The organism is Ralstonia pickettii, from assembly GCF_000607165.1.
GTDB classification, from domain to species: domain Bacteria; phylum Pseudomonadota; class Gammaproteobacteria; order Burkholderiales; family Burkholderiaceae; genus Ralstonia; species Ralstonia holmesii.
The window spans coordinates 35,270-52,954 of record NZ_JFZG01000024.1 but is presented as its reverse complement, the minus strand read 5'-3'; the positions used below and the strand labels follow the sequence as shown (position 1 = coordinate 52,954).

General features: G+C 64.6%; 17 protein-coding genes. 6 read left to right on the top strand and 11 right to left on the bottom strand.

Translation table 11 applies throughout. The annotated features are described in order from the left end of the window. Positions 1-987, bottom strand: a complete 987-nt coding sequence (locus tag BG83_RS0117795; RefSeq protein WP_024977952.1) for an FAD-binding oxidoreductase — start codon at positions 985-987, stop codon at positions 1-3. Positions 988-1,117: 130 nt separating this feature from the next. Between BG83_RS0117795 and BG83_RS0117790 the strand changes: the two genes are divergently transcribed. Continuing rightward, positions 1,118-2,020 carry a LysR family transcriptional regulator gene (locus BG83_RS0117790; protein WP_024977951.1) on the top strand — a complete coding sequence of 301 codons (903 nt, stop codon included), beginning with the start codon at positions 1,118-1,120 and terminating at the stop codon, positions 2,018-2,020. 476 nt (positions 2,021-2,496) lie between these two features. Here BG83_RS0117790 and BG83_RS0117785 read toward each other — a convergent pair whose 3' ends face one another. The 8 genes from BG83_RS0117785 to BG83_RS0117750 form a co-directional block, all read right to left on the bottom strand. Beyond that, positions 2,497-3,852 (bottom strand): MFS transporter, encoded by a 1,356-nt coding sequence (locus BG83_RS0117785; RefSeq protein WP_024977950.1) that lies wholly within the window; start codon positions 3,850-3,852, stop codon positions 2,497-2,499. 163 nt (positions 3,853-4,015) lie between these two features. Then, positions 4,016-4,363: a cytochrome C oxidase subunit IV family protein gene (locus tag BG83_RS0117780; RefSeq protein WP_024977949.1), complete on the bottom strand. Its 348-nt coding sequence runs from the start codon at positions 4,361-4,363 to the stop codon at positions 4,016-4,018. A 7-nt stretch (positions 4,364-4,370) separates the two neighbouring features. Next, positions 4,371-5,063: a heme-copper oxidase subunit III family protein gene (locus tag BG83_RS0117775; RefSeq protein WP_024977948.1), complete on the bottom strand. Its 693-nt coding sequence runs from the start codon at positions 5,061-5,063 to the stop codon at positions 4,371-4,373. Further along, a complete protein-coding gene (locus BG83_RS0117770; RefSeq protein ID WP_024977947.1) occupies positions 5,060-5,668 on the bottom strand; it encodes a cytochrome c oxidase subunit 3 in 609 nt (202 codons plus the stop codon). Before BG83_RS0117770 ends, BG83_RS0117775 begins: the two co-directional genes overlap by 4 nt. Next, positions 5,665-7,446 (bottom strand): cytochrome c oxidase subunit I, encoded by a 1,782-nt coding sequence (ctaD, locus tag BG83_RS0117765; RefSeq protein WP_024977946.1) that lies wholly within the window; start codon positions 7,444-7,446, stop codon positions 5,665-5,667. Before ctaD ends, BG83_RS0117770 begins: the two co-directional genes overlap by 4 nt. 12 nt (positions 7,447-7,458) lie before the next feature. Further along, the gene (locus BG83_RS0117760) at positions 7,459-8,616 is read right to left on the bottom strand and encodes a cytochrome c oxidase subunit II (RefSeq protein ID WP_024977945.1); all 1,158 of its coding nucleotides are present in this window, start codon (positions 8,614-8,616) and stop codon (positions 7,459-7,461) included. 231 nt (positions 8,617-8,847) lie between these two features. Then, complete coding sequence (locus BG83_RS0117755; RefSeq protein ID WP_024977944.1) at positions 8,848-9,360, bottom strand: hypothetical protein; 513 nt, start codon at positions 9,358-9,360, stop codon at positions 8,848-8,850. A gap of 97 nt (positions 9,361-9,457) precedes the next feature. Continuing rightward, positions 9,458-9,916, bottom strand: coding sequence for a DUF3293 domain-containing protein (locus BG83_RS0117750; protein WP_024977943.1), 459 nt, complete (start codon positions 9,914-9,916; stop codon positions 9,458-9,460). A gap of 146 nt (positions 9,917-10,062) precedes the next feature. Here BG83_RS0117750 and BG83_RS0117745 point away from each other — a divergent pair, with 146 nt between their 5' ends. Both BG83_RS0117745 and BG83_RS0117740 read left to right on the top strand, forming a co-directional pair. Continuing rightward, on the top strand, positions 10,063-10,518 hold the full coding sequence (locus BG83_RS0117745; RefSeq protein ID WP_024977942.1) for a universal stress protein: 456 nt from the start codon (positions 10,063-10,065) through the stop codon (positions 10,516-10,518). Between the two features lie 101 nt (positions 10,519-10,619). Next, the gene (locus BG83_RS0117740) at positions 10,620-11,318 is read left to right on the top strand and encodes a YceH family protein (RefSeq protein ID WP_024977941.1); all 699 of its coding nucleotides are present in this window, start codon (positions 10,620-10,622) and stop codon (positions 11,316-11,318) included. Between the two features lie 50 nt (positions 11,319-11,368). Here BG83_RS0117740 and edd read toward each other — a convergent pair whose 3' ends face one another. Continuing rightward, positions 11,369-13,198, bottom strand: coding sequence for a phosphogluconate dehydratase (gene edd / locus BG83_RS0117735; RefSeq protein WP_024977940.1), 1,830 nt, complete (start codon positions 13,196-13,198; stop codon positions 11,369-11,371). A gap of 321 nt (positions 13,199-13,519) precedes the next feature. On the opposite strand from edd, the gene zwf reads away from it, so the two are divergent. The 3 genes from zwf to BG83_RS0117720 are packed head-to-tail and all read left to right on the top strand — an operon-like array spanning position 13,520 to position 16,741. Further along, positions 13,520-14,989: a glucose-6-phosphate dehydrogenase gene (zwf, locus tag BG83_RS0117730; protein WP_024977939.1), complete on the top strand. Its 1,470-nt coding sequence runs from the start codon at positions 13,520-13,522 to the stop codon at positions 14,987-14,989. Beyond that, positions 14,989-15,693 carry a 6-phosphogluconolactonase gene (pgl, locus tag BG83_RS0117725; protein WP_024977938.1) on the top strand — a complete coding sequence of 235 codons (705 nt, stop codon included), beginning with the start codon at positions 14,989-14,991 and terminating at the stop codon, positions 15,691-15,693. The genes zwf and pgl overlap by 1 nt, the downstream gene beginning before the upstream one ends. Then, entirely contained in the window at positions 15,674-16,741 is a 1,068-nt protein-coding gene (locus tag BG83_RS0117720) for a glucokinase (protein WP_024977937.1), read from the top strand. Before pgl ends, BG83_RS0117720 begins: the two co-directional genes overlap by 20 nt. Before the next feature lie 13 nt (positions 16,742-16,754). Here the strand turns inward: BG83_RS0117720 and BG83_RS0117715 are convergent, their stop codons facing one another. Then, entirely contained in the window at positions 16,755-17,588 is an 834-nt protein-coding gene (locus tag BG83_RS0117715; RefSeq protein ID WP_024977936.1) for a MurR/RpiR family transcriptional regulator, read from the bottom strand. Positions 17,589-17,685 lie beyond the last annotated feature (97 nt).

The window sequence follows — 17,685 nt, the reverse complement described above, 5'->3', positions numbered from 1 at the left end:
TCAGACGCCAACGGCGTAGAAGGCATCCGCGTAGATGTGTTCGGGCAGCACGCCGCGCTGGCGCAACAGCAGGCTCGCGGCGTCCACCATGACGGGCGCGCCGGCCAGGTAGGCGCGCCAGCCCGTGAGGCTCTGCCAGTCGCTCGCCACTGCGTCGGTCACGACGCCCGAGCGGTAGCGGTGGTCTGTGTTGGATGTCGTGATGACGACGTGCGTGTGCAGGTTCGGCAGGCGCTCGCGCAGCGCATCCAGCCAATGGGTGCCGTACACGTCGATGGGTGAGCGCACGCCGAAGTACACGTGTACCGGGTTGGTCATGCGCGCATCGGCCATGCCGCGCAGGATGGAGAGAATGGGCGCGAGGCCGGTGCCGCCCGCAACGCAAAGGATCGGGTCTGCATTCCGGCGGCGCAGATACGCCGTGCCCAGCGGGCCACTCACGCGCACGTCATCGCCCACCTTGAGTTCGCTGGCAATGTACGAAGTGACACGGCCATCCGGCACCACACGCACATGGAACTCAAGCGTGCTCCCTTCGTTGGCCACGGCCATCGAGTACGGCCGCACATGCTTGGGCGTGAACTGCAGCGTGGCGTACTGGCCGGGCGAGTAATCGAGCGGCTTGGCGAGATCCAGCCGGATGCGCTTGATGTCGTGGGTCATATTCTCGATGGACGCGACCTTCGACTTGACGATCCGGGCGGCGTGCACGACCACTTCGTCCACTTCCGGCAGTTCGATTGCGCAGTCTTCTACCAGCGTGGTCTGGCAGGCCAGCACGATCTGGCCCGAGGCCGAGGGGCTGTTCATGTCGGCACCACCCGTGACGGCCACATTGCCGGATACGACCCGGCAGCGGCACGTGCCGCAGCGGCCCGCCATGCAGCTATACGAGATAGGGACTTCGTTGGTGCGAAGGACTTCGAGCAGGTTATCGCCCGAGCGCGCGCTGACGATGCGCTGCAGTGGGGTGACGGTGACGTCCATGCCGTGTCTCCGGGCTAGTCGTTTTTCTGTGTGGAAGCATCATGGCCCGCTTGACGACATACATAAATAGAAGCAACCTGATGTCTCATATCACTCGCAGTGATAATGCGAGAACACGAGGAGACACGCGGTGGAACTGCAGGACATCGACCTCAACCTGTTGGTCGTCTTCAATGAGTTGCTTCGGCAGCGTCGTGTCTCGGCCGTGGCGGAAACACTGGGCATCTCGCAACCCGCCATCAGCAATGCGCTGAACCGCATGCGCAAGTTGTTTGGAGATGAGCTGTTCATCCGCACATCCAAAGGTATGGTGCCGACGCCCTTTGCCGAGACACTTGCGGAGCCCATCGCCTACGCGCTCGGGGCGATCTACAACTCGCTCAATGCCACGACCAAGTTCGACCCCAAGACGAGCACACGCGCCTTCACCATTGCGATGACGGACATCGGCGAGATCTACTTCCTGCCTAGTCTGATGCGCCGCCTGGAGAAGGACGCACCCGGGGTCACCATCAGCACGGTGCGCAACCATGCCGACACGCTGCGCGATGAGATGGAGGCCGGCCGTGTGGATCTCGCCATTGGTTTTCTGCCGGACCTGAAGGCGGGGTTCTTCCAGCGCAGGCTGTTCAAGCAGCGCTATGTGTGCCTCTTCAGAAAGGGCCATCCGCTCGCCAAGAACGGCATGACGATGAAGAGCTTCCTGGAAGCCGAGCACGTGTCGATCGTGGCCGAGGGAACGGGCCACGGCATGGTGGATTCAACCATCCTGCGGGCAGGGATGTCGCGGCGGGTGAGCCTGCGTGTGCCGCACTTCGTGGCGCTGGGGCACATCCTGCAGTCGACAGACATGATTGCGGTGGTGCCTGAGGCCTATGCCACGCGCACGCTCAAACCGTTTGACCTTGCCACGGCGCCTTGCCCGGCCAAGATTCCGGATATCACCATCAATGTGCTGTGGCATGGGCGCAATCACCGCGAGCCGGCCAACCAATGGCTGCGGCAGTTGCTGTTCGAGATGTTTGCTATCTAGGCAGGACACAAGGGTGTGCCGCCTCGTTGCCTGCGAGTTCTGGAGCATCGCTCCACCGTCGAACATTCGAATTCCAACTGGGGATCGTCAGGACTGAGGCTCGAACACTGATGCTCCAACTTCCGAGGGTCGAGCGTCAGGCTCGATCGCTCGACGATGGCGCTCTGATGGACAAGCTCCACCGTCTGGGTGGCGTGTCTCACTCTCGAACACTCGGCTGCCGCGTTCGGAGGCTGACGTTTCAGCCTCGAAGGCTCGAACGCGACTGTTGGAGGCTCGTGCTCCGCCCTGAAACATTCGACCCTTCCGTGATCCGAGGCTCGCAATCCGCCCTCGGACCGTCGCGCTCGGCGGGTTGGGGCTGGCGTTCGGCTCTCGGACTGTCGAACGCCGCGCTCTGAGGTCGAAATTTTCGACCTCAAACAGTGACACTCCACTGTTTGAGGTCCGTAATCCGCCCGCAACAGGCCGAATGCTTACGTGCCTTCCGGGGCAATGGGCAATGCCTGCCCGGCGCCGGTACGTTTTGCCTGGCTGCCGCATAGGAAGATGGCCACCGCCGCAATTGCTGCCGGCACCGCCACGATCAGGAACAGCAGCTGGAACCCGATGTTTGCCGTCAGCAATACGCCGCCCACCAGTGCACCGCACACCGAACCGAGACGGCCTACGCCCAGTGCCCAACTGATCCCTGTCACACGGTTGGCGGTGGGGTAGAACTGGGCCGCGAATGCGTTCGCGCCGATTTGCGAGCCGCTGATGCAGAAGCCCACACCCGTGACGGCAAAGGCGAGCATCGTGCCTTGCGTCACGCCTGTCAGGGCGAGGAATATGGCACCCAGGCCGTAGGTGCCGCACAGCACGATCGTCGCGGGGTACCGATCCATCAACCGTCCGATGATGAGCGCGCCAATGGTGCCGCCCACCTGGTACATCACCGCAATGCGCGACGCCAGCGCGAGCGACACGCCACCCGCGTGAACGAGCGTCGGCAGCCAGTTCGTCAGCAGATAGACGATCAGCAGGCTCATAAAGAACACCGTCCACAGCAGCAGCGTGCCCGTGCGGAAAGCCGGCAGGAAGAGCTGCCGCACCGGCGACCCCGGCGCCTTGGCTTCATGCAGCGCGAAGCGCGTGTCGGGCGTGACGGCCAATGGCGCAATGCGGTTGAGCAGCTTGCCGACCGTGGTGTTGTCTGCACCACTGGACACCAAGTAGCGCACCGATTCCGGCAGCGCAAAGGCCATCAATGGCACCAGCACCAGTGGCACGACGCCGCCAAACAGCAGCACGCTGCGCCAGCCGAAATCGGGCACCAGTTGCGCCGCGACGATGCCGCCAAAGCCCGAGCCCAATGTAAAGCCGCAGAACATGACCGTGGTGAGGAAGGACCGTCGGCGCTCCGGGCAGTATTCGGACGTGAGGGCGATGGCGTTGGGCATGGCGCCGCCCAGGCCAAGGCCCGTCAGGAACCGCAACGCGATCAGCGCGCTGACGTTCGGCGCAAACGCCGATGCCACGGTGGCAACGCCAAACGCCGCCACCGTGAGCAGCAGCGTGCGTTTGCGCCCGATGCGGTCGGCCAGTGGGCCAAAGGCAAGCGCCCCAACCATCAGCCCCGCCAGGCCGGCACTGAACACGGTGCCCAACACGCCGGGGGTGACGTGCCAGTCCTGCACGAGCGCCGGCGCGATGAAGCCGACGCAGGCGGTGTCGAAGCCGTCAATGGCGACGATGAAGAAGCACAGCGCAACGACGCGCCATTGGAACGCGGAAAAGCGTTGGCCGTCGAGCCACGCTCGCACGTCGATGGTTGTAGGGTGGGGCAGCATGGTGTCTCCTCAGTTTTTTGTAGGTGTGCGCTGAAGGTAGCGGGCACCGAGGAGGCACGCCAGTCGGCTGGTGAATGCGCGACATTCACCAGATTGATACTGGACGGAAAAGGTAGGTGGGGCCGGCCTGGGCCGGCAAGTCAAGCGACAGCCGAGAGGCAGCTCAGTGGAAGAACAACATGCGCATCCCGAACGTGTGATGCGCCTCCGCCGCCATCAGAACCATCAGCACCAGCAACGCGAGCGGCGGCATGAGAATGGCGTACACCAGTGCCAGCCGCTCCCACATCATGTGCATGAACACAGAGACGATCAGCCCCGCCTTGGCGATCATCAGAACGACGATCAGCACCCAGCGTGTGAGGCCTTCCACGCGAAAGTAATCGACCAGGTACGACAGCGTGCTGAGCACGAACAGCAGGCCCCAGATTTTCAGGTAGACGCTGATGCTGTGCTGCTGGCCGTGGGTGTCGGGCACTGCTGGCGTGGAGGATGGGTCGGTGTGGTTCATGGCTGCCTCACCACAGGTAGAACAACGCGAAGATGAACACCCAGACGAGATCGACGAAGTGCCAGTACAGGCCCGCGATCTCCACGATCTGGAAGTTGCCGTGCTCGGCAAAGCCCGGTTGTCGGATCTTGCGTGCGACCAGCAGCAGGTAGATCACGCCGCAGGTCACGTGAAAGCCGTGGAACCCGGTGATCATGAAGAAGCACGCGCCAAACTGCGCTGCACCCAGGGGGTTGCCCCAGGGGCGCACGCCTTCGAGCACGATCAGCTTGGTCCACTCGAACGCCTGCAAACTGACGAAGCAGACCCCCAGCAATGCCGTGGCCAGCATGAGTGCGGCGGCACGCTTTGCATTGCGCCGATAACCGAAGTTGACGGCCATGGCCATGGTGCCGCTACTGCTGATGAGCACGAAGGTCATGATGGCGATCAGCAGCAACGGCACCTCCACGCCGCCGATCTTCATGCCGAACACTTCGGCCGTGTCGGGCCACGGCACCGTGGTCGACATGCGCACCGTCATGTAGCCGATCAGGAAACTGCTGAAGACGAAGGTGTCCGACAGCAGGAAGATCCACATCATGGCCTTGCCCCACGGCACCTTGAAGGTTTCGCGGTCGCCCGACCAGTCGTTGACGATGCCGGGCCAGCCCTCGGGCAAGGCGTTGGCCGAGTCGGTAGGAAGCGTGGGGTTGCTCATGGCGTGGCTCCGTACAACGGCCCGCAGATGGCGCTGACGAATGCGGGCGTGATCCACCACATTGCGGCCAGCAGCACGAGCCACACGGCCAGCAGGAAGTGCCAGTACGTCGCGCAGAGGGCAACGGCACGTTGGGTGCGATCAGCGTTCTTGCGCAGCCGCGCGACCGTCACCGCCCAGACGACAAGGCCACCGATGACATGCGCTGCATGCAGGCCGGTGAACACATACAGAAAACTGTTGGATGGGTTGACTGCCACGCCTTGCCCGGTGGCGGACAGTTGCTGCCACGCTGCCCATTGGCCGAAGACGAACAGCGCGGCAAGCACGCCACCCGCCAGCAGCCAGATCGTGCGGCGTGCCTGCGCGCGCCGTGCCAGTTCCATGGCCATGCTCGCCAGCGCCAGCACGCCGGTGTTCCACCACAGCAGCACGGGGTGCGGAACGGGCATCCAATCCGGCTCGCGCATGCGCATGGCATAGGCCAGGATCAGCAGCGAGAACAGCGCCGTCACCACGGCCATGAAGACGCGCAGGCCAATGCGCCCCGCGGGTGGCAATACAGGCGAAGCATCGGGAACAAAGTGGCGGGGCAGGGTCGTCATGTGCGCACCCCGCCGGCGTGAAGGATGTCGGTTCCGGATTCCGTTCCCAGGTCGGGTGCACCGGTGGGCGGTTCGTTCTGGGGCACGAAGTCATCCACACGGTCGGGCGGGCTGTACTCGTATGCCCAGCGGTAGACCACCGGCAGCGCGGGCCCCCAATTGCCGTGCACGGGCGGAGTCTGCGGCGTCTGCCATTCGAGCGTCGTTGCCCGCCACGGGTTGGCCTCGGCCTTCCTGCCGCGCACGAGGCTCCATGCCAGGTTGAAGAGGAACAGCAACTGCGCCACGCCCACGATGATGGCGATGACGGTGATGAACGTATTCAGCGTCTGCGCCGAGGGCGGGATGAAGCTGTAGCCCTCATACGCGTAGTACCGCCGTGGCATGCCCAGCACACCCAGGTAGTGCATCGGGAAGTAGATCAGGTACGTGCCGATGAAGGTGATCCAGAAATGCGCGCGGCCCAGCGTGTCGTTCAGCATGCGGCCCGTTACCTTGGGATACCAGTGGTAGAGCCCGCCGAACACGACCAGGATCGGCGACACGCCCATCACCATGTGGAAGTGCGCCACCACGAAGTACGTGTTGGACAGCGGAATGTCCACGCTCACGTTGCCCAGGAACAGCCCCGTCAACCCGCCAATCAGGAACGTGCTGATGAAGCCGATGGCAAACAGCATGGGCACGGTCAGGTGGATGTCGCCACGCCACAGCGTGAGCACCCAGTTGTAGACCTTGAGCGCGGTCGGGATGGCGATGATGAGCGTGGTGGTGGCAAAGAAGAACCCGAAGTACGGGTTCATGCCTGACACGAACATGTGATGCGCCCAGACGACGAAGCTCAAGGCTCCGATGATGACGATGGCCCATACCATCATCTTGTAGCCGAAGATGTTCTTGCGCGCGTGCGTGCTGATGAGGTCCGACACGATGCCGAAGGCGGGCAGCGCCACGATGTACACCTCGGGGTGCCCGAAGAACCAGAACAGGTGCTGGAACAGCAGCGGGCTGCCGCCGCTGTGCTTGAGCTGCTGCCCCATCGATACCACCGCCGGCACGAAGAAGCTGGTGCCCAGCGTCTTGTCGAGCAACATCATGATGGCCGACACGAACAGCGCCGGAAACGCCAGCAACGCCAGGATGGTCGCGATGAAGATGCCCCACACCGTGAGCGGCATGCGCATGAGCGTCATACCGCGCGTGCGCGCCTGCAGCGTGGTGGTCACGTAGTTCAGGCCGCCCATCGTTGCCGCCACGATAAAGATCCCAAGCGACACCAGCATCAGCACGATGCCCCATTCGGTGCCCGGCGTGCCGGGCAGGATCGCCTGCGGCGGATACAGGGTCCAGCCCGCACCGGTGGGCCCGCCCGGTACGAAAAAGCTCGCCACCAGCACCAGCACGGCCAGCAGATACACCCAGTAGCTGAGCATGTTCAGAAACGGAAACACCATGTCGCGCGCGCCCAGCATCAGCGGGATCAGGTAGTTGCCGAAGCCACCGAGGAACAGCGCCGTGAGCAGGTAGATCACCATGATCATTCCGTGCATGGTGACGAACTGGTAGTAGTGGTTGGCGTCGATAAAGGCGAACTTGCCCGGAAAGCCCAGCTGCAGCCGCATCAGGTTCGACAGCACGAGCCCCACCAGCCCGATGGCGATGGCCGTGAGCGAATACTGCACCGCGATGACCTTGTGGTCCTGGCTCCAGACGTAGCGTGTCCAGAAGCTTTGCGGTGCGTGGCCCTGGCCGTGGGGGTCGGTCTGTGCGTAGGACATGGTTTCTCCTCGCTACGGTTTTGCAGCGGTCGCCGCTGCGTCGCCACCTTGCGCCTTGATGTACGCCACCAGCGCTGCGAGTTCCTGCTCGCTCAGGTCGAAGTTCGGCATGATGGGCGCGAAGCCTTTGACCACACGCGCTTTCGGATCGCGGATGAAGGCGCGCAGATAGGCTTCATCGGCCACTGCGGTCGAGCCGTCGGCCATGGTCTGTGTGGAGCCGTACAAGCCCTTCCATGTCGGGCCGACGCCGGGGCTGCCATTCACCGAGTGGCAGGCGACGCAGCCCTTGGCCTGGGCGAGCGTGTGGCCTTGCTCGGCCAATGCCTGTGCACCGCCGCCCGCAGCGCCGGACGCGGCCTGCACCTTCGCCTTCTGGCTCTGCTCAAAGGTGGTCTGCTGTGCGAGCCAGCGTGCAAACGATGCCTCGTCTTCCACGACCACCACACCGCGCATGTTGGAGTGCCCGATACCGCAGAGCTGCGCGCACAGGATGTCGTAGCGGCCGGCCTTGGTGGGCGTGAACCAGAACGTGGTGACCATGCCCGGCACCATGTTCATGCGTGCGCGGAACGGCGGCACATAAAAGTCGTGCAGCACATCGCGCGAGCGCGCCAGCACCTGGATCGGGCGGTTGATCGGCAGGTGCAGCTCGGGCGTTTCGATCAGGTAGTTGTCGCGTCCGTTCGGGTCAGCCGGGTTCATGCCGAACGGGTTGTTGTTGCTGATGTAGCGCACGTCGGTCGTGCCGAGCTTGCCGCCGGGGCCGGCAAAGCGGAAGCGCCATTGCCACTGCTGGCCGAGCACTTCCATCTGCAGGGCGTTCGCTGGTGGGCGTACGTAATCGGCATAGACGAACAGGCCGGGCGCGAGCAGCGCGGCCACACCCACGCTGGTGACGCCGATCAGCCACCATTCCAGTCGTGTGTTGTGCGGCTCGTAGGCGGCGCGTTGGTTGGGTTGGCCATCGCGATGGCGATAGCGCAGGAGCGCCGCGACGACGAAGAGGTTGATGGCGACAAACAGCACGCCGGTGATGACGATGGTGATCGTCAGCGTGTCGTCCATGCGCACCCAGTTGGAGGCGATCGGGGTGATCCACCACGGGCTGGCAAAGTGAAACCCCACCGCCAGCACGACGATCAGCACGAGCGCAATCGCAAGGGCCATGGGCACCTCCGGCGAGGGACTTCCTCAACACGCTAAAGACAGGCTAGGTCGCGCACTCGGATCGTGCAAGGCAACGTAAGGACGAGGCGCACCCCGCGTACGGATCGCGCCAATGCGGCATCTGCGTGCTGCGCCGCAATGCAAAACGGCCGCCTCCGGCATGTGTTGCCAGAGGCGGCCGCCTCCTGATAGCGCCGCTCAGCTTGCGGCGCCGCAGGAAAAAGGGTCGTGTCAGTGCATTGGTTCCCGCACGCGCCGTTCCAGCATGCCGTAGGTGATGGCCGCCGCCACCCCAAACAGCAGGTTCGCCAGTAGCGGCCCCGAGCCGCGCTCCGACACAAACCACGGAAACACGGCCGTCATGCCGTAGAAGTTCACCACGTACGCCACGATCCCGAAGGCCACGCCGACGGCCGCGAGCATGCCCGGACTCGAATCGAAGTGGAACGGCGCGATGATGGCGCCAAGGATCATCCCCATGCTGGCGCCCAGCACGAAGTGCAGCACGAGAGCCGTCGCCACGATGCTGTAGCTGAACAACGACATCTCTTCCAGTGCGCCCCGGCCCATGACCATAGCGGCGATCTTGTGGGTCGGGCGCCATGGGCTTTCATTGAGCACCATGGTCGACCAGAAGAATTCGAGCACGATGACCAGTGCGCCGCCCACGAGGCCGGCCACGCTGGCGGCGAGCCAGTCGGGCATGCGGCGCTCCCAATGATGCGATTGCATGTGCAGTTCCATACGAACCTCCTGCTGATGTATCTACGCAAGCACTTAGGAATCGGAAGCGCCACTTACGGTGCTGCAAAGCGCTGTGCGCCAAGTGCCTTGTGCAAAATCAGTCTGGCAGATACGGGTGCCAACGCAAGGTACAAAATCCGTGCGCATCGCACAGCACTACGGCGTTCTGCTCGAACGTGAGCATCAGGGTGTCGGCGATGGCCGGGTCTTCGATGAACAGGAGCAGGCTCGGCTCGGGCGACCACGTGTTCGCCGGGGCATCTTCCGGCGGGCCGCCTTCGCCAGAGAGCCAGGGCATGCCGCGCGCGATGGCCCAGGCCAGCAGCTCGGCCTGCCGCGCAGCGTTTTCATCGGCAGACACCGCGCGGGAGAAAGGCTGATGCGCCGTCACGAAGACGGCCCACGGTGAATCGGCTTGCGCGAGCAATGCCGCCACACATGGGTTGATGGCATCGACGCGCAGCAGCACGTCGCCTTGCGGTGCGCTGACGCGATACCGCGCGCTGCGGTAAGCAGCAATCAACTCGGGCGTAGGAGCGGGCGGATGACGGTGCATTGTTGCGTCGCATGGTCGCGGCCATCTGATTTGGCGCAACGCAAAAGGGCGTTCGATGTCACAGAATAGCGTGTGGGTGGCCAAAACGCTGCCCCAGCACAGTCAGCACAGTATTCCGACAACCACTCCCCTGCGAGGCTTGAACCATGTACAAGAAGATCCTGGTCGCCATTGATGGCAGCGAAACCAGCAAGCTGGCCCTGGCCGAGGCCGTGCGCCTGGCCAAGGCATTCCAAAGCACCGTCCGTGCCGTCTATATCGTCGACAGCCCCGCCATGTTGTTCGACGTTGGCTATTACGACCCGACCGAGCTGCGCAAGTCGTTCATCCAGGCCGGCACCGCGCTGCTGGCCGACACCGCCGCAACGCTCACCTCTGCCGGTTTGCAGCAGGAAACGGTGCTGGTGGAAACGCAGAACGTGGGTGAGGATGTGGCCGCCGCTCTGCAGGGCGAAGCGGTGCGCAGTGGCGCCGATGTGGTCGTGATCGGCACGCACGGCCGCCGTGGGCTGGCGCATGCGATGCTGGGCAGCGTGGCCGAGAAGTTCATCCGCCAGGCGACCACGCCTGTGTTGCTGGTGCGCGGCCCGGCCAAGGGCTGAGTTTCGCTGTCGTTGCGCAGGCAGGGCCTCCTGCCTGCGGGTGCCGGATATGATGTTGGGATTCGATTTGCCCCAACCAGCGTATCCGTCGCCGCCCCATCATGAATATCAATCCCGACGCTGTGCAGCGTCGTGCCATCCGTACCCTCACCGCACTTGAAGGACGCGTGCTCGGCGTTCTGGTCGAAAAGCAGCACACGGTACCCGACACTTATCCGCTGACGCTCAATGCGCTGGCGGCCGGCTGCAATCAGAAAACCGCGCGTGCGCCGGTCATGTCCGTCACCGAAGCCGAGATCCTCACGGCCATCGACGGGCTGAAATCGATGAGCCTGATCATGGAGGGCAGCAGCAGCCGCGTGCCGCGGTTCGAGCACAACATGAACCGCGTGCTCGGTGTGCCGAGCCAATCCATCGCGTTGCTTACCGTGCTGCTGCTGCGCGGTCCGCAGACCGCAGCCGAGCTGCGACTGAACGCCGCGCGGTTCCACGCCTTTGCCGATATTTCATCCGTTGAAGCGTTTCTGGATGAACTGGCCGAGAACGATCCACCCTATGTCGTCAAACTGCAACGTATGCCGGGGGAGCGTGAAAGCCGTTGGATGCACCTGCTCTGCGGTGAAGTTGCGCAAGCCGACATCCGTCAGGGCGACGGCGTTGACGAGTCCATCGCACCGTCTGAGTTTGAAGCGCTGAAGGCGGAGCAGAAGCAGTTGGCCGACAAGGTGGCCAGGCTTCAGGCGCTCGTCGAACAGATGGCGGGTGAGCTGGGTATCTCGATCGACAAGTCGATGCTGTAGAAGCAACCGGCCCCGGTATCGACCTCTGGGCCGGTCAGTTTGCCTTCAGCTTATGCGCCCGCCGATACGAACAACGTGCAGGCGCCTTCTTCCGCCGCGGACACATTGCGGCGGAAACCCGAGAAGAGGTCTCGCCCCACGCCTGCGTGGTAATGCGACAGATCGGGCGTGCTGACCTGGCGCGCATTCCACTCATCTTCCGACACGCGCACCGAGAGCGTGCCCGCTTCGGCATCCAGCACGACGATGTCGCCATCGCGCACGCGCGCCAGCGGCCCGCCGTTGAGCGCTTCCGGCGTGATGTGAATGGCGGCCGGCACCTTGCCTGACGCGCCTGACATGCGGCCGTCCGTCACCAGCGCGACCTTGAAGCCGCGCTCCTGCAGCACCGACAGCGTGGGCGTGAGCTTGTGCAGCTCGGGCATGCCGTTGGCGGCCGGGCCCTGATACGGCAGCACGGCCACGAAATCGCGCTCCAGTTCGCCGGCCTTGAATGCATTGATCAGATCGTCCTGAGCAAGGAACACGCGCGCCGGCGCTTCCACAAAGCGATGCTCCGGCTTGACCGCCGACACCTTGATGACCGAGCGCCCGATGTTGCCGTCCAGCACGCGCAGGCCACCGTCCGGCGAGAACGGCTCGGCCACGCCGCGCACGATGTTGGTATCGAGCGAGGCCGCGGCACCATCGCGCCACACGAGTTTGTCTCCGTCCAGGAAGGGCTCTTGCGAATGACGGCGCAGGCCCTTGCCCATGATCGTCGTCACGTCGTCGTGCAGGAGGCCCGCATCGATCAGCTCGCGAATCACGATGGAGAGGCCACCCGCCGCCTGGAATTCGTTCACGTCGGCCTTGCCGTTCGGGTAGACACGCGCCAGCAGCGGAATCACGCCCGACAGATCGTTGAAGTCATCCCACGTGAGCAGGATGCCGGCCGCGCGCGCCATCGCAATCAGGTGCAGCGTGTGGTTGGTCGAGCCGCCCGTGGCCAGCAGGCCGACGATGCCGTTGACGAAGGCGCGCTCATTCAGCACGTCGGCAATGGGGGTGTACTGGTCGCCGCTGAAGACGAGCTTGAGCGCCTGGCGCGCCGATTCACGCGTGAGCGCCTCGCGCAGCGGCGTGTTTGGGTTGATGAAGGCGGTGCCCGGCAGGTGCAGGCCCATCACCTCCATCAGCATCTGGTTGGAGTTGGCCGTGCCGTAGAACGTGCAGGTGCCGGCGCCGTGGTACGACTTGGATTCGGCTTCCAGCAGGTCGGCGCGCGAGAGCTTGCCCTCGGCGTAAAGCTGCCGCGTGCGGGCTTTTTCATCATTGCTGATGCCGGTGGTCATCGGGCCGGCCGGCACGAACACGGCGGGCAGGTGGCCGAACGACAACGCACCGATCACCAGCCCCGGCACGATCTTGTCGCACACGCCCAGGTACAGCGCCGCGTCGAACATCTGGTGCGACAACGCCACGGCCGTCGACAAGGCAATCGTGTCGCGCGAGAACAGCGACAGCTCCATCCCATCCTGCCCCTGCGTGACGCCATCGCACATGGCCGGCACGCCGCCGGCAAACTGTGCGGTGCCGCCGGCATCCAGCGCGGCCTGCTTGAGCCATGCGGGAAACGCCTCCAGCGGCTGATGCGCAGAGAGCATGTCGTTGTACGCCGAGACAATGCCGAGGTTCGGCCGTTCCAGCGCTTTCAGGCGGATCTTCGCTTCGCCCGGCATGGCCGCAAAACCGTGGGCGAGGTTCGTACACGAAAGCAGCGTACGCTCGACCTTGCGGCCGGCGTTCTTGCGGGTGACGTCCAGATAGGCCTGACGGGGGCCGCGGCTGCGGTCGATGATGCGCTGGGTGACGGCGGCCAAAGTGCGGTGCAGGGCCATGCGGGTTCTCCTGGGGGGTAGGTCCGGGCAGGACGGAATGCTGTAATTTTCCTACAAATGCGCCGGATGTGGTGCAGGGTTTTCCACAGGTATCGCATCCGACGCAGCGCCGATAACACGGTCGAGCACGCGAATTGCGTGCCAGAAGACGCGCCAGAGCCCGTGCCCTGTGGCAAAAGTCTCGCCGGAAACGCTTGCCCGGGCAGTTTCACGAACGTCTTGCTCGTGATGTAGTAATACTACAAAATGAGCTTAAAACGCGTGTTGTCTTGCTAGTCAGCTAGGCTAGCCTAATCGATGGCTCACACACAGGAGATGACGATGTCGGTGCCCGCATTCGACATGGTGTTGTTCGGCGGTACGGGCGATCTTGCCCGCCGCAAGCTGATTCCGGCCTTGTTCGATGCGCATCAGGGCGGCGAACTGCACCCGCGCGGGCGGATCTTCGCCATCGGCACGCAGCCGCTGGAGACAGCCGGCTACCTTGCCCTGCTGGAGCGTGAAACGCGCCCGACCATGCGCCTGTATTCCGGCGCGCCCGTTTCCGACGACGCCTGGGCCTCGTTTGCCGAGCGCATCGTCTACCAGCAGGTCGACGCCCGCAAACCCGAACAGTTCGATGGACTGGCCGCCGCGCTGGGCGAGGACCGCGCGCCAGTGACCGTGTGCTATCTGGCCACGGCGCCTGGCTTCTTCATCGATATCTGCAAGCAGCTCGCCCGTGTCGGGCTGAATACGCCGAATGTGCGGCTGGTGCTGGAAAAGCCGCTGGGCACCGATCTCGCGTCGAACGAGCGCATCAACTCCGCCGTGGCCGAGTTCTTTGCCGAAGACCAGATCTACCGGATCGACCACTACCTCGGGAAAGAATCCGTCCAGAACCTGATGGCGATCCGCTTCGGCAACGCGCTGTTCGAGCCGCTGTGGCGCCGCGAGTGGATCAAGGACGTGCAGATCACCATTGCCGAGCAGCTTGGCGTGGAAAAGCGCGGCGATTTCTACGACGGTGTCGGCGCGCTGCGCGACATGGTGCAGAACCACCTGCTGCAACTGCTGTGTATCGTCGCCATGGAGCCGCCGTCGAGCCTGTCGCAAGACGCCATCCGTGACGAGAAGCTGAAGATTCTCAAGGCGCTCAAGCCGATCCCGCTGCAAGAGGTGCCCGAGAAGACCGTGCGCGGCCAGTATCTCGAAGGCGCCATTGCGGGGCAGCCGGTGCAGGGCTATCTGCATGAGCAGGGTATTCCGCCGGACAGCCGTACCGAAACGTTCGTCTCGATCAAGGCCGAGATTGCCAACTGGCGCTGGGCTGGCGTGCCGTTCTACCTGCGCACCGGCAAGCGCATGCCGCAGCGCCTGGCGGAGATCGTGGTGCGCTTTCACGATGTGCCGCACGCGCTGTTTCCCAAGCCGCTGATCCAGTTCCCGGAAAACCGTCTCGTCATCCGCCTGCAGCCGGAAGAGAGCATCCGCCTGCAGTTCCTGACCAAGACGCCGGGCGCGGCGCTCGGCCTGCAGCCGTCCACGCTGGACCTGGACTTTACCGACCACGGCGGCGTGCGCCATGCCGGCGCCTATGAGCGTTTGCTGATGGACGCCGTCAATGGCAAGCTGGGCCTGTTCGTGCGCCGCGATGAACAGGCCGAAGCCTGGCGCTGGGTCGAGCCGATCATTGAAGCGTGGAACGAAGCACGCATTCCGCCCAAGGGCTACACCGCGGGTAGCTGGGGCCCGGCGGCATCGAGCGCGCTGCTCTCGCGCGACAACGCTGCCTGGCACGAGGAGATGTAATGGCGATGCGCTGGCACGCAGTTCCGGACGCCACCGCGCAGGTCCAGGCGTTGGCCCAGTCCATTGCGAGCACGCTCACGCATGTGATTGCCGAGCAGGGCAGCGTGTGCCTTGCCGTGTCGGGCGGGCGTTCGCCCATCGCGCTGTTTTCCGCGCTGCGCGTGTTGCCGCTGCGCTGGGCTGATGTGTCGATCACGCTGGTCGACGAGCGTGCCGTGCCGCCCGAGCACGCCGACAGCAACGCGCGCCTCGTCCGCGAGCACCTGTTGCAGGATGCCGCGGCTGCGGCGCGCTTTTTTCCGCTGGTGTTGCCACCGCACGTGCATGGTGAATCGGTTGACGTGGATGCATGCGTGGCGACTGCCAATGATCCGTTTCAGCAACCCGACGTAGTGATTCTCGGCATGGGCGACGACGGGCATACCGCATCGTTGTTTCCCGACGCGCCCGAATTGAACGAGGGCCTCGATCGCACGCAGGCGCCGGCCTATCTGCCGGTGCGTCCGGGCACAGCGCCGCATCGGCGTATCAGCCTGAATCTGTCTGCGCTGTGTGCGGCGCGGCGGTTGTTCCTTTCGATCTCCGGGCCGGTCAAGCGCGGTGTGTTCGACGATGCCGCGCGAGGCGCGGCACAGCGTGCGCTGCCGGTGAGCTACGTCATTCATCAGCGGGAGGTACCGCTCGATGTCTATTGGACTACATGAGGTGAACGCGGGCACTGGGGCCGACCAATTGGCCGATATGCTGGCCTACCCGCGGCTGGTGGCCGACGTTGGCGGCACCAACGTGCGCTTTGCGCTGGAGATGGCGCCGATGCGCCTGGCCCACATCGGTGTGCTGGCCGGCGATGACTACCCTTCGCTCGAAGCGGCCATGCGCGCGTACCTGGCATCGTTGCCGCCGGAAATCGCAACCGCTGGCGTGCGCCATGCGGCCATCGGCATCGCCAATCCGGTGCTGGGCGACCAGATTCGCATGACCAACCGCGATTGGGCGTTCTCGATCGAGGCAATGCGCCAGTCGCTGGGCTTCGACACCTTTGTCGTGCTCAATGACTTTGCCGCGCTGGCGCACGCATTGCCCTATCTGCCCGCAGATGAGCTGGAACAGGTGGGCGGCGGTGCCAGCCTGGCCGATGCACCGCGGGCGCTGCTCGGTGCCGGCACGGGCCTGGGCGTTGCATCGCTGCTGCCGACGCAGGAGGGCCGCTACATCGCCGTGGCCGGCGAGGGCGGCCATGTCGCCTTCCCGCCGATGAACGACGAGGAAGCCGTCATCTGGCGCTTCGCGCGCGAGCGCTTCGGCCATGTGTCGGCCGAGCGGCTGATCTCCGGCATGGGCCTGGAGCTGATCTACGAGGCGCTGGGTGCGTGCTTCGACCTCTGGCAGCAAGGCCCCACCCTGCGCCGCGCGGCCGACATCACCGCCATCGCACTTGGCGAGATGGAAGACGCCGCCGGCGACCATGCGCGCTGCCGCTATGCCGTCGATACGTTCTGCGCGTTTCTCGGCACCATCGCGGCCAACCTGGCGGTCACGCTGGGTGCGCGCGGCGGCGTGTACATCGGCGGGGGCATCGTCCCGCGTCTGGGGCCGGCGTTTGCCAACTCACCGTTCCGGCGCCGCTTTGAAGACAAGGGCCGCTTCTCGACCTATGTGGCGTCGATGCCGGTGTATGTGATTCATTCTCCGTACCCGGGGCTGATCGGCCTTTGCGCTGCCATGGACCACGCGGTGGCCCAGGGACACTGACGCAGCTTTCGCGTTACTCAGGTTGATCGGCGTGATGGAGTGCGCTGCCCTTGCGCAGCGCCACTTCCAGCACCAGCGCATCGAGCAGCGCCAGGTGCAAGATGCGCGCGACCATCGAACGGTCGGCCACGGTATCGTCAACGCCAGCGGGCAGCACGACATCGGCGAGTGCTGCGAGCGGGCTGCCGGGCGCTGTCACGGCAATCACGCGCACGCCCAGTTCGCGCACACGCTCCACCGCTGTCTGCAGTTCGGGCAGCGCACCCGATTTGGAAATGGCGATCACCACGTCGCCTGCCTGCAGCACGTTCAGCGACATCGACACGAGATACGGATCGCTATACGCATTCGCAGGAATGCCGTAGCGGAAGAATTTCGTCTGTGTATCGAGCGCCACCACGCCCGAGCTGCCGAAGCCGTAAAGATCGATGCGGTGGGCGTTGTCGACCAGCGCCACCGCTGCATCGAGCGTGCCCGGGTCGAAGCGGTCCTGCAGCGTGGTGAGCGAATCGATGGCGTTCTGCAGGACGCGCATGCCCGAGGGGGACGCGATGCGCGCCGGCGCGGTATCGCGGGCCACGTTGCCTTGCGCCAGCCGCAGCTTGAAATCCGACAGGCCATGGCAGCCCATCGAGCGGCAGAAGCGGATCACGGTCGGCTGGCTGACACCGGCCTCACGCGCGATGGCCGCCACCGGCAGGCTGAGCACTGTGCCGGGCTGGCGCAACACCCAGTCCGCCACCTGGCGTTCGGCCGGCGAGAGCGACGGGCGCGCCGTGCGAATGCGCTCGCGCAGGTCGGTCGGTGAATCAGGGGTGGCGGGGGAAGTGGTTTGCTGGGCGCTCATCTGGGCGCGGGTTCGAATCGCGGATCGCATCACGATAAAGGCAAGCGCTGCCTTGCGCAACCGCCCGGCGAGGGGTTGCTAGATGCAGCGCGCTCCG